This window comes from Plantactinospora sonchi (assembly GCF_036422035.1).
Lineage (GTDB): Bacteria > Actinomycetota > Actinomycetes > Mycobacteriales > Micromonosporaceae > Plantactinospora > Plantactinospora sonchi.
The window spans coordinates 49,211-61,109 of record NZ_JAZGQK010000038.1 but is presented as its reverse complement, the minus strand read 5'-3'; the positions used below and the strand labels follow the sequence as shown (position 1 = coordinate 61,109).

At 73.3% G+C, this 11,899-nt stretch carries 9 protein-coding genes; all 9 read left to right on the top strand.

The window, feature by feature from the left end; all coding sequences use genetic code 11:
* Window positions 1-211 precede the first annotated feature (211 nt).
* The 9 genes from V1633_RS34080 (at window position 212) to V1633_RS34040 (ending at window position 11,868) form a co-directional block, all read left to right on the top strand.
* Window positions 212-1,477, top strand: coding sequence for an inositol-3-phosphate synthase (locus V1633_RS34080; protein ID WP_331218414.1), 1,266 nt, complete (start codon window positions 212-214; stop codon window positions 1,475-1,477).
* A complete protein-coding gene (locus V1633_RS34075) occupies window positions 1,461-2,357 on the top strand; it encodes an SCO3242 family prenyltransferase (protein ID WP_331218413.1) in 897 nt (298 codons plus the stop codon). The genes V1633_RS34080 and V1633_RS34075 overlap by 17 nt, the downstream gene beginning before the upstream one ends.
* A complete protein-coding gene (locus V1633_RS34070) occupies window positions 2,354-3,298 on the top strand; it encodes a sugar phosphate isomerase/epimerase family protein (protein ID WP_331218412.1) in 945 nt (314 codons plus the stop codon). The genes V1633_RS34075 and V1633_RS34070 overlap by 4 nt, the downstream gene beginning before the upstream one ends.
* Window positions 3,299-3,365: 67 nt before the next feature.
* Window positions 3,366-4,025 carry an EboA domain-containing protein gene (locus V1633_RS34065; protein WP_331218411.1) on the top strand — a complete coding sequence of 220 codons (660 nt, stop codon included), beginning with the start codon at window positions 3,366-3,368 and terminating at the stop codon, window positions 4,023-4,025.
* Window positions 4,025-4,936, top strand: coding sequence for a TatD family hydrolase (locus tag V1633_RS34060; RefSeq protein ID WP_331218410.1), 912 nt, complete (start codon window positions 4,025-4,027; stop codon window positions 4,934-4,936). The genes V1633_RS34065 and V1633_RS34060 overlap by 1 nt, the downstream gene beginning before the upstream one ends.
* Window positions 4,936-6,198 (top strand): metabolite traffic protein EboE, encoded by a 1,263-nt coding sequence (eboE, locus tag V1633_RS34055; protein ID WP_331218409.1) that lies wholly within the window; start codon window positions 4,936-4,938, stop codon window positions 6,196-6,198. The genes V1633_RS34060 and eboE overlap by 1 nt, the downstream gene beginning before the upstream one ends.
* Window positions 6,198-7,601, top strand: coding sequence for an alkaline phosphatase family protein (locus tag V1633_RS34050; protein ID WP_331218408.1), 1,404 nt, complete (start codon window positions 6,198-6,200; stop codon window positions 7,599-7,601). Before eboE ends, V1633_RS34050 begins: the two co-directional genes overlap by 1 nt.
* On the top strand, window positions 7,598-8,665 hold the full coding sequence (locus tag V1633_RS34045) for a polyprenyl synthetase family protein (protein WP_331218407.1): 1,068 nt from the start codon (window positions 7,598-7,600) through the stop codon (window positions 8,663-8,665). The genes V1633_RS34050 and V1633_RS34045 overlap by 4 nt, the downstream gene beginning before the upstream one ends.
* A 311-nt stretch (window positions 8,666-8,976) precedes the next feature.
* On the top strand, window positions 8,977-11,868 hold the full coding sequence (locus V1633_RS34040; RefSeq protein ID WP_331218406.1) for a PQQ-dependent sugar dehydrogenase: 2,892 nt from the start codon (window positions 8,977-8,979) through the stop codon (window positions 11,866-11,868).
* Window positions 11,869-11,899: the final 31 nt, after the last annotated feature.

The following is an 11,899-nucleotide window of genomic DNA, read 5'->3' as shown; positions in this document are numbered from 1 at the left end:
GGATCCGTGCGACACCGGTGCCGCCGACTCCGGTGCCGCACGGGATGTCACACCGGGACGGTCGGGCGGACGGGGCGCTTTTCACTTGATCAGAAGGCAGGATGTCCCGATAGGCAGATTCGGCGAGCGGATCGGAGCATATGCGTCGGTTCGTCGTCGTACGCCCCCGGTCGGCACTTGAGCCGAGCCGGCACCGGAGGGAGGAAGACTGATGCGAACGGGTGTCTGGCTGGTGGGTGGGCGTGGTTCGGTGGCGGTGACCGCCGTGGTCGGCGCACTCGCCCTGCGGGCCGGCCTGGCCGAACCGACCGGCTGCGTGACCGAACTGCCGGCGCTGCGCGGCGCGGACCTCCCGGCCCTGGCCGACCTGGTCTTCGGCGGGCACGACGTGGCCACCATCCCACTGCTGAAGAAGGCCGAGGAACTGGCCGAGGCGGGCGTGCTCCCGGCCCGGCTGGTCGCCGCGCTGACCGAGGAACTCGGCACGGTCGAGGCGGAGCTGCGACCGGCCCCCACCGGTACGCCGCAGGCGGCGGCCGTCGAGGCGATCGGCGCCGACCTGGCCCGGTTCCGTGAACGCCACGCGCTGGAGCGGGTGGTGGTGGTGAACATCTCCTCGACCGAACCGGTGCCGGACCCGCACCCCGGGCACGCCAGCCTCGCCGCACTGGACCGGGCGCTGGCCGAGGGCAACCCGCTGCCGCCCAGCGCCGCCTACGCGTACGCGGCCTTCGCCGCCGGCTGCCCCTATGTGGACTTCACCCCGTCGACCGGTGCCCGGCTGCCCGCCCTCGCCGAGCTGGCCGAACGGGCCGGCGTGCCGTACGCCGGGCACGACGGCAAGACCGGCGAGACGCTGGTCAAGTCGGTGCTGGCCCCGATGTTCGCGATGCGCCACCTGCAGGTGCGCAGCTGGTCCGGGGTGAACCTGCTCGGCGGCGGCGACGGCGCCAACCTCGCCGAACCGGCGGCGAACGCGGCCAAGACGGCCAGCAAACAGCGGGTGCTCGGCGAGACGCTCGGGTACGTCCCGCAGGGCAACACCCGGATCGAGTACCTCGACGACCTCGGCGACTTCAAGACCGCCTGGGACCTGGTCACCTTCTCCGGCTTCCTCGGCACCCCGATGCGGATGGAGTTCACCTGGCACGGCTGCGACTCGTCGCTGGCCGCCCCGCTGGTGCTCGACCTCGCCCGGCTGACCGCCGCCGCGCACCGGGCCGGCCGGACCGGACCCCTGACCGAGCTGGCGTTCTTCTTCAAGGATCCGCTCGGAGACACCCCGCACGGGCTCGCCGAGCAGTGGGCGACCCTCTGCGCGTTCGCCCGGGGCCTGGCGCCCTGCACCGCCGGCCCGGACGACCCACCGGCCGCCACGACCGGTGTCCGGGCACCCGCACAGGGCCTCCCCGGCGGTGCGCAGGCGTCGGGCGGCACCGAGCAGACGGCGGAGGTCCGGCATGCCGTCCCTCGCTGACCTGGCCCAACTCGTCCGGGCGCCGGCCGCGCTCTCCGTACCCGGCGACGTCGTGGCCGGGGCCGCCGCCGCCGAGGCACTCGACCACCGGGTGCCCGGGCTGGCCGGGGCGTCGGTACTGCTCTACTGGGCCGGGATGGCCGCCAACGACTGGGCGGACCGGGAACTCGACGCGCGGGAACGGCCGGAGCGGCCGATCCCCAGCGGCCGGATCTCGCCCGGTGTCGCCCTCGGCGTCTCGGCCGGGCTCACCGCCGCCGGGGTGGCGCTGGCCGGCGTGACCGGCGGGCGCCGGGCGCTGGCCGTCGCGGTGCCGCTGGCCGGCGCGGTCTGGGCGTACGACCTGCGGGCCAAGAACACCGCCGCCGGTCCGGCGCTGATGGCCGTCTGCCGGGGGCTGGACGTGCTGCTCGGGGCGAGCCAGGGGCGTACCGCCCGGGCGGTACCGGCGGCGCTGACCGTCGCCGCGCACACGTACACGGTCACCGAACTCTCCCGGCGGGAGGTCTCCGGCGCGTCCCGGGCGCTGCCGGCGGCGACCCTCGCCGGCACCGCCGCGGTCGCGGCCGCCGCGGTGGTCGGCAGCCGCGCCGGCGCCCGGGCCGTCCCCGACCGGCCGCTGGCCCGGCCAGGCTGGCGGACCCTGGTACCGGCCGTGCTCGCCGGCTGGTACGGCCTCCAGTACGGCGCCGCGCAGGCCCGGGTGGCGGCCGACCCGCAGGCGTCCCGGGTCCGGGCCGCGGTCGGCGCCGGCATCACCGGACTGCCCGCCCTCCAGGGGGCGTTGGTCGCCCGGGCCGGGGCGGCGCTGCTCGGGGTGGCGGTGGCCGCCGCCGCGCCGCTGGGCCGGCGGCTCGCCCGGAAGGTGTCCCCGACATGACCGGCACCGCACCCGGACTGCGTTTCGGCTACGGCACCAACGGATTCGCCAACCACCGGCTGGACGACGCGCTGGCGGTCATCGCCGACCTGGGGTACCAGGGGGTGGCGCTGACCCTGGACCACGACCACCTGGACCCCTTCGCCCCGGACCTCGCGGCCCGGGTGGCGGCGGTCGGCCGGCGGCTGGCCGAACTCGGCCTCGCGGTGGTGATCGAGACCGGGGCCCGCTACCTGCTCGACCCGTGGCACAAGCACGCGCCGACGCTGCTGCACGACAACAACGCCCTACGGGTCGAGTTCCTCCGCCGGGCCGTCGAGATCGGCGCGGACCTCGGTGCCGAGGCGGTCTCCTTCTGGTCCGGCGTACGGCCGGCCGAGGTCAACCCGGCGACCGCCTGGGACCGGCTGGTCGCCGGCTGCGCCGGACTGGTCGACGCCGCCGACGCCGCCGGTGTGGTGCTCGGTTTCGAGCCGGAGCCGGGCATGCTGGTCGCCGACATCGCCGACTGGTGGCGGCTGCGGGACGCGCTCGGCGCGCCGTCCCACTTCGGCATCACCCTCGACATCGGACACTGCCGCTGTCTGGAGCCGGTGCCGGTGCCGCAGTGCGTGACCCAGGTGGCCGCACACCTGGTCAACGTGCAGATCGACGACATGCGCCGGGGAGTGCACGAGCACCTGGAGTTCGGCACCGGGGAGATCAACTTCCCGCCGGTGCTGGGGGCGCTGGCCGACGCCGGGTACGCCGGACTGGTCGCCGTCGAGCTGCCCCGGCACTCACACGCGGCGCCAACGGTGGCGGCGCACTCGATCGGGTTCCTGCGCGCCGCCGAGGCCGAGGCGGCGACGACAACGGCCGCCGGCACGAGCCTCGGCGCGACCGCCACCAGGCCGCCGGCACCGTCGGCGCGGGGGAGCGGGGCCGGTACGCCGGACTGAGACACAGGGTCAAACCGGGGGGATCGCGACCACCATCCACATCGCACGACTGGCTGGGGAGGAACCGATGGAACCGGAACTGGAACAACTGCGGGCGGCGTTGTTCGCCGTACCCGAGCGGGGTGGACCCGAGCGGGACTGGCTGACCGCCGCCCTCGACCGGGTGACAGCCGACCCGGACGCACTCGGTCGGCTCTTCGCGGCGGCCGGGCGCCGGTGCGGCCGGGAACCGCTGCCCGGGCTGCCGGACTGGACCGCCGACGAGGCGGCCCGGGTGCTGCTGCTCGCCGCGCTGCCTCCGGCCGCGCTGCCCGGCCAGGTCGAAGCCGGCTACCGACACGGCGACGCGGCCGAGAAGCGGGCGGTGTTGCGCGCCCTGCCACTGCTGCCGGTCGGGGACGCCGGGTTGCCACTGCTGCACGACGCGATCCGGACCAACGACACCCGGCTGGTCGCCGCCGCGCTCGGCCGGTACGCCGACCGGCTCGACCAGCCGGCCTGGCGGCAGGCGGTGCTCAAGTGTGTCTTCACCGGGATCCCGCTGTCCGTCGTGCACCGGCTCGACGAGCGGGCCGACGGTGAACTGGCCGTGATGCTGGCCGGCCTCGCCGAGGAACGCCGGGCCGCCGGACGGGACATGCCCGCCGACGCGACCGCGCTGCTGGACCGACTGCACTCGCCGACACGGCCGGGGACCCCGGTCCGGGCGGCCACGGAGGAGGCGTGATGAGGATCTTCGACCCGCACATCCACATGACCTCGCGGACCACCGACGACTACGAACGGATGGCCGCCGCCGGGGTACGCGCCCTGGTGGAGCCGGCGTTCTGGCTCGGTCAGCCACGGACCAGCGCCGCGTCGTTCGTCGACTACTTCGACTCGCTGGTCGGCTGGGAGCCGTTCCGGGCCAGCCAGTTCGGCATCCGGCACTTCGCCACCATCGCGCTGAACCCGAAGGAGGCCAACGACCCGCGCTGCCGGGAGGTGCTCGACCTGCTGCCCCGCTACCTGGACAAGGACGGGGTGGTGGCGGTCGGCGAGGTCGGGTACGACTCGATGACCCCGGAGGAGGACGAGGTCTTCGCCGCCCAGCTCGCTCTGGCCGTCGAGTACGACCTGCCGGCACTGGTGCACACCCCGCACAGGGACAAGGCCCGGGGTACCGAGCGGACCCTCGCGGTGATCGCCGAGTCTGGTCTCGAACCGGGTCGGGTGGTGATCGACCATCTGAACGAGGTGACCACCCCGCTGGTCCGGGACACCGGCTGCTGGCTCGGCTTCTCCATCTATCCGGAGACCAAGATGTCTCCGCCCCGGATGGTCGAGCTGCTGCGCACGTACGGCACCGAGCGGATGCTGGTCAACTCGGCCGCCGACTGGGGCCGGTCGGACCCGCTGCTGACCAGGGCCACCGGGGAGGCGATGCTGGCCGCCGGGTTCACCGACGACGACGTCGACCGGGTGCTCTGGCGCAACCCGGTGGAGTTCTACGGCCAGTCCGGCCGGCTGGAGCTGCCCGGGGAGGAGCCGGCGGGCAGGTCCGGGGAGGAGCCGCCGGGCGGGGCCGGCAACGGTGCGGTCCCGGGGGCGCCGGTGGCGACCTTCGCCGGCAACTCGATCCTGCGGGGTGGCAGCTGATGCGGCTGCGGCACGCCGACGGGCAACTGGTCCACCTGAGCTACTGCACCAACGTCCACCCGGCGGAGGACCTGGCCGGGGTGATCGGGCAACTCGACACGTACGCGGCGGCGATCCGGCGGCGACTCGACGTCGACGTACTCGGGTTGGGGTTGTGGCTGGCCGCACCGGTGGCGGCCGGCCTGGCCGCCGACCCGCAGGCCCGGCGGCGGCTGCGTGCCGAACTGGCGGCGCGCGGCCTGGAGGTGGTGACCCTGAACGGGTTCCCCTACCAGGCGTTCCAGGCGCCGGTGGTGAAGAAGGCGGTCTACCTGCCGGACTGGACCACCCGGGAACGGCTGGTCTACACCCTGAACCTGGCCACCGTGCTGCTCGACCTGCTGCCCGACGACGCGGTCCGGGGGTCGATCTCCACGCTGCCGCTGGCCTGGCGTCAGCCCTGGGACGCCGGGCGCGCCGGGCAGGCCAGCCGGGTGCTGGCCGAGCTGGCCGAGGGGCTGACCGAACTGGCCTGGCGTACCGGCCGAGCGGTCCGGGTCGGGTTCGAGCCGGAGCCGGGCTGTGTGGTCGAGTCCACCGCCCAGGCGGCCGCCGCGCTGTCCGGGGTCGACACCGACCGGCTCGGCGTCTGCCTCGACCTGGCCCACCTCGCCTGCGCCTGGGAGGAGCCGGCGGCGGCGCTGGCCCGGCTCGCCGCCGCCGGGCTGCCGGTGGTGAAGGTCCAGGTCTCCGCCGCGCTGGCCGCCGCCGACCCGGTCGCGGCCGCGGCGACCCTGCGTGGGTACGTCGAACCCCGCTTCCTGCACCAGACCCGGGCCGAGCCGTGCGGACGGGCGGCCGACCCGGCCGACCCGGCACACGCCACCGACGACCTGGACGAGGCCCTGGCAGCCGACCTGCCGGGCGCCTGGCGGGTGCACTACCACGTGCCGCTGCACGCGGTACCCGAGCCGCCACTGGAGTCCACCGTGCCGGTGCTGCGTACGGCGTTGCGGGAGCTGTTCGCCGGGCCGGCCGCCGGCTGCGACCACCTGGACGTCGAGACGTACACCTGGGGGGTGTTGCCGGCGGCGCGGCGACCGAACTCGGACCCGGAGCTGGCCGACGGTATCGCCGCCGAGCTGGCCTTCGCCCGCGACGAGTTGACCGCGCTGGGCCTGGCCGACGTTTCCCGGTCCGGTCGCCCCGGCGGTGTTCCGGATCCGACCCAGGTTGTCCCGGCCGGGCCGCTGTCCCGGCAACCCCGAGGCGAGGAGGCATGATGGCTGACCCACTGCTCGTGCTCGACGTGGTCGGATTGACCCCCCGACTGCTCGCGCACATGCCCCGGCTGCGCGCGGTCGCCGACACCGGGTTCCGGGCCGAACTCGGCACCGTGCTGCCGGCGGTCACCTGCTCGGCGCAGGCGACGATGCTGACCGGCGTACCGCCGGCGGAGCACGGCATCGTCGGCAACGGCTGGTACTTCCGGGACCTCGGCGAGGTGTTCCTCTGGCGGCAGCACCACGCGCTGATGGGCGGCGAGAAGGTCTGGCAGGCCGCCCGGCGGCGGCGACCGGACTACACGGTGGCGAACATCTGCTGGTGGTACGCGATGGGCGCGGACGTGAACTGGACGGTGACGCCCCGGCCGATCTACTACGCCGACGGGCGCAAGGAACCGGACTGCTACACCGACCCGCCGGAGCTGCACGACGAGCTGACCGGGCGGCTGGGCGGGTTCCCGCTGTTCACGTACTGGGGTCCGGGGGCGGGGATGCCGTCGTCGCGGTGGATCTGCCGGGCCGCCGAGCAGGTCATGACGGAGAAGAACCCGGACCTGACCCTGGTCTACGTCCCGCACCTCGACTACGACCTGCAACGGTTCGGCCCGTCCGCGCCGCAGGCGTCGGCCGCCGCGGCCGAGCTGGACACCGTGCTCGGCCCGCTGCTGGACGCCGCCGCGGCCCGGAACGCGACGGTGGTGGTGCTCTCCGAGTACGGCATCACCGAGGCGTCCCGGCCGGTGGACGTGAACCGGCTGCTACGCGCCGAGGGACTGCTGCGGGTCTACACCCAGGACGGGATGGAGTACCTGGATCCGTGGACGTCCCGCGCGTTCGCCGTCGCCGACCACCAGGTGGCGCACGTGTACGTGAAGGACCCGGCCGACGTACCGGCGGTGGCGAAGCTGCTGTCCGGGCTGCCCGGGGTGGCCGAGGTGCTGGACGAGGCCGGCAAGGCGGGGTACGGGTTGGACCATCCGCGTTCCGGCGAACTGGTGCTGGTCGCCGAACCGGACGCCTGGTTCACCTACTACTACTGGCTGGACGACGGCCGGGCGCCGGACTTCGCCCGGCTGGTGGAGATCCACCGCAAGCCCGGCTACGACCCGGCGGAACTCTTCTTCGACCCGGCCGCCCCGGGCGCGGCCAAGCGCCGGGCGGCGGTGGCACTGGCCCGTAAGAAGCTCGGGATGCGGTACCTGATGAGTGTGGTCGGGCTGGACGCCGGGGCGCGGGCGGTACGCGGTTCACACGGCCGGCTCCCCGCCGACCCGCAGGACGGCCCGGTGCTGCTCTGTTCCGCTCCCGGCCCGGCCCGGGACCGCTACCAGGCGACCGAGGTCAAGGGACTGCTGCTCACCCTGGCCGGTCTGGCCGAGGCGACGGGTGAGCGGTCGTGACGGCGACGGTTCCGGCGGCGGATCTCAACGCGCTGCGGAAGCGCTTCGACGACCAGCTCGCCGCCTTCCTGGACCGGCAGGACCCGGACTGGCCGGACGGTGCGCCGCGTGGGGTCTTCACCACCCTGCGCCGGTTCGTGCTGGCCGGTGGCAAGCGGTTCCGTCCGCTCTTCTGCTACTGGGGCTGGCGGGGGGCCGGCGGCGCGGACGGTACGCCGATCGTGGCGGCCGCCGCCGCGCTGGAGCTGTTCCACGCCTTCGCGTTGATCCACGACGACATCATGGACGGCAGCGACCAGCGCCGGGGCGAGCCGTCGGTGCACCGCTTCTTCGCCGACCTGCACGCCCGCTCGGCCTGGCGGGGCGATCCGGCGTCGTACGGGCGCAGCACCGCGCTGCTCTGCGGTGACCTCTGCGCGGCCTGGGCCGACCAGCTGTTCCACGAGTGCGGGCTGACCCCGGAGGAGGTGCACCAGGGGTACGGCGTCTTCGCGACGATGCGTACCGAGGTGATCGCCGGGCAGTACCTGGACCTGGTTTCCGGGGTCGGGGACGGGTCGGTGGCGAGCGCGCTGACCGTGATCCGGATGAAGGCGGCCCGCTACACGGTGACCCGCCCGTTGCAGATCGGCGCGGCGCTGGCGGCGGGGTCGCCGGAGCTGCTGGCCGCGCTGGCCGCCTTCGGCGACCCGTTGGGTGACGCGTTCCAGCTCCGGGACGACGTGCTCGGGGTGTTCGGGGATCCGGCGTTGACCGGGAAGTCCGTGCTGGACGACCTGCGCGAGGGGAAGCCGACGGTGATGATGGCGCTGGCCCGGGGCAGCGTCGACCGGGCCCAGGGGCAGCGGTTGAAGGAGTTGTTCGGCAATCCGGCGCTCGATCCGGCGGGCGCGGCGGAGCTGCGGGGGATCATTGTGGACACCGGTGCGTTGGACCGGATCGAGCAGATGATCAAGGTGTGTACGGACGCCGCGTTGACCGCGCTGGCGGACGCCCCGATCTCCGACGAGGCCGCCACGGTGCTCGCCGCGCTGGCCGCCGAGGCCGTGCAGCGGGCCGGTTAGTACCCCACCCACCCTCGGCCATCGCGGGACTTTTCTACGCTACGAACAAAAGTTCGGCACGGAGCAGCAGAAGGTATAGACACATCTGCACGCTCCAATTACTGTGTCGAGCACAGCTCAGAGTTGTTACGTCGAGGTAACCGACGGCGCGGTTGACCCACGACTAGCGACCGGCAGCCGGTGCGTGTCCGCACCGGACGACGGTCGCGGCTTGGCGGGAACGGCGACCCCCGGGCGGTACACCACCGACGGCATCTGGCGCGACGGCGCGCGCCCTGCCGGCGACCCACCGGTCAGGACGGAGCACGACCATGTCTTCACCCGATCATCCATCCCCGCTGCGCGCCGCACCCCGGATCGGTCGATCCCGGCTGCGGCACCCGCGGTGGGCCACCGCGGCGGCGCTGCTGCTGGTGGCCACCGCCGCCCCGGCGATGCTCGCCCCGGCCACCCCCGCCGCGGCGCACCCGATCAACGCGGCCGACTTCCAGCAGGTCACCCTGGCCCGTGGCGTGGCCGAGGTGGGCGAGCCGATGTCCCTGGCCGTTCTGCCGGACCGTTCGGTGCTGCACACCGCGCGCAACGGCACGCTGCGCCGTACCGACGCCGCCGGCAACACGACGGTGGTCGGCACGTTGCCGGTCTACACCCACGACGAGGAGGGGTTGCAGGGCGTCGGCGTGGACCCCGGCTTCGCCACCAACCGGCACATCTACCTCTACTACGCGCCGCCGCTGTCCACTCCGGCCGGTGACGCGCCGGCCATCGGCACCGCGGCGCAGTTCGCGCCGTTCAGCGGAGTCAACCGGCTGGCCCGGTTCACCCTGAACGCCGACTTCACGGTGAACATGTCCAGCCAGGTGACGGTGCTGGACGTACCGGCCGACCGGGGCATGTGCTGCCACGTGGGCGGCGACATCGACTTCGACGCGGCCGGCAACCTCTACCTCTCCACCGGCGACGACACCAACCCGTTCGAGTCCGCCGGCTACGCGCCGATCGACGAGCGGACCAACCGCTACCCGGCGTACGACGCCCAGCGCTCCGCCGGCAACACCAACGACCTGCGCGGCAAGATCCTGCGGATCAAGGTGAACGCCAACGGGACGTACTCGGTGCCGGCCGGCAACCTCTTCGCGCCGGGTACCGCCAACACCCGTCCCGAGATCTACGCGATGGGCTTCCGCAACCCGTTCCGGATCAGCGTCGACAAGGCCACCGGCGTGGTCTACGTCGGCGACTACGGCCCGGACGCCGGCTCCACCAACGCCAACCGTGGTCCCAGCGGCCAGGTCGAGTTCAACCGGGTCACCTCGCCGGGCAACTACGGCTGGCCGTACTGCACCGGGACGAACACCGCGGCCGAGACGTACAACGAGTGGACCTTCCCGGACGGGCCGAGCGGGGCGAAGTACAACTGCACCGGCGGGCCGACCAACAACTCGTTCCGCAACACCGGCCAGAGCACCCTGCCGGCGGCCCGCCCGGCCTGGATCCGGTACGCCGGCGACGCCGGCACCCCGCCGGAGTTCGGTGGCGGCTCGGAGTCGCCGATGGGTGGACCGGTCTACCGGTACAGCGCCTCGAACCCGTCGACCACCAAGTTCCCGCAGTCCTTCGACGGCCAGTTCTTCGCCACCGAGTTCGGCCGGGGCTGGATCAAGCCGATCCACGTCAACGCCGACGGCTCGCCGGGCACCATCGACACCTTCCCCTGGGTCGGCAAGCAGGTGATGGACTCGGCGTTCGGCCCGGACGGCGCGTACTACGTGCTGGACTACGGCACCGGCTACTTCAACGGGGACGCCAACTCGGCGCTCTACCGGTTCGACTACGTGGCCGGCGGCAACCGGGCCCCGGTCGCGGTGGCCAGCGCCAACCCCACCTCCGGCACCGCCCCGCTGACCGTCACCTTCTCCTCGGCCGGCTCCTCCGACCCGGACGGCGGGGCGCTGACCTACTCCTGGGCGTTCGGTGACGGCACCACGTCGACCGCGGCGAACCCGACCAAGACGTACACCACGAACGGGACGTACACGGCGACGCTGACCGTACGCGACCCGCAGGGCGCCACCGGTACCGCCAGCGTCACCGTCGGGGTCGGCAACACGGCGCCGACGGTCACCATCGTCGCCCCGGCCAGCGGGCAACTGGTCGCCTTCGGGGACGCGGTGCCGTTCCAGATCACCGTGACCGACCCGGAGGACGGCACGATCAACTGCTCCCGGGTCAAGATGACGTACGTCCTCGGCCACGACAGCCACGGCCACCAGATCACCTCGGCCAACGGCTGCTCCGGCACGATCACCATCCCGGTCGACGGTGAGCACGACGACGCGGCGAACATCTTCCCGATCTTCGACGCCGAGTACACCGACAACGGCGGGCTGACCACGCACACCCAGCACGAACTGACCCCGAAGCACCGGCAGGCCGAGCACTACGAGACCTCGTCCGGGGTCAACAAGTTCGCCAAGACCGCGGCCGAGGGTGGCCAGACCGTCGGCGACATCAACAACGGGGACTGGATCGCCTTCACCCCGTACCGGCTGTCGAACGCCACCTCGTTCACCGCCCGGGTCTCGTCGGCCGGTTCCGGCGGCACCCTCCAGGTGCGGGCCGGCTCGGCCACCGGCACGGTGCTGGGCAGCGCGACCGTACCGGTCACCGGCGGCTGGGACACCTTCGCCACGGTCAACGGCAGCATCGCCAACCCGCCGGCCGGCACCACCACGCTCTACCTGACCTTCGCCGGTACCGGCACCGGGGCGCTCTACGACCTCGACGCCTTCACCATCAACACCGGCTCCGGCGGCGGTGGGGGCAGCGGCCCGATCACCGGGCTGGCCGGCAAGTGCCTGGAGATCGAGAACGGCGGCACCGCCGACGGCAGCCAGGCGCAGATCTGGACCTGCGAGGGCCTGGCCCACCAGACCTGGACCCGCAACGGCCAGACCCTGCGCACCCTGGGTAAGTGCCTGGACATCTCCGGCGCCGGCACCGCGAACGGCACGAAGATCCAGCTCTGGACCTGCAACAGCACCGCGGCGCAGAACTGGGCTCCCCAGGCCGACGGCTCGCTGCGCAACCCGACGTCCGGCAAGTGCCTGGACGTCTCCAACAACAGCTCCGCCGACGGTCAGAACGTCCACCTGTGGGACTGCATCGCCGGCGCCGCGAACCAGAAGTGGATCCTGCCCTGACCTGAAAGGAAGGGCCCCTTCCTATCGTTTT

Excerpts from the sequence above, each read along its gene's own strand:
- V1633_RS34080 (WP_331218414.1), top strand. The coding sequence starts at position 212 with ATGCGAACGGGTGTCTGGCTGGTGGGTGGGCGTGGTTCGGTGGCGGTG.
- V1633_RS34075 (WP_331218413.1), top strand. The coding sequence starts at position 1,461 with ATGCCGTCCCTCGCTGACCTGGCCCAACTCGTCCGGGCGCCGGCCGCG.
- V1633_RS34070 (WP_331218412.1), top strand. The coding sequence starts at position 2,354 with ATGACCGGCACCGCACCCGGACTGCGTTTCGGCTACGGCACCAACGGA.
- V1633_RS34065 (WP_331218411.1), top strand. The coding sequence starts at position 3,366 with ATGGAACCGGAACTGGAACAACTGCGGGCGGCGTTGTTCGCCGTACCC.
- V1633_RS34060 (WP_331218410.1), top strand. The coding sequence starts at position 4,025 with ATGAGGATCTTCGACCCGCACATCCACATGACCTCGCGGACCACCGAC.
- eboE (WP_331218409.1), top strand. The coding sequence starts at position 4,936 with ATGCGGCTGCGGCACGCCGACGGGCAACTGGTCCACCTGAGCTACTGC.
- V1633_RS34050 (WP_331218408.1), top strand. The coding sequence starts at position 6,198 with ATGGCTGACCCACTGCTCGTGCTCGACGTGGTCGGATTGACCCCCCGA.
- V1633_RS34040 (WP_331218406.1), top strand. The coding sequence starts at position 8,977 with ATGTCTTCACCCGATCATCCATCCCCGCTGCGCGCCGCACCCCGGATC.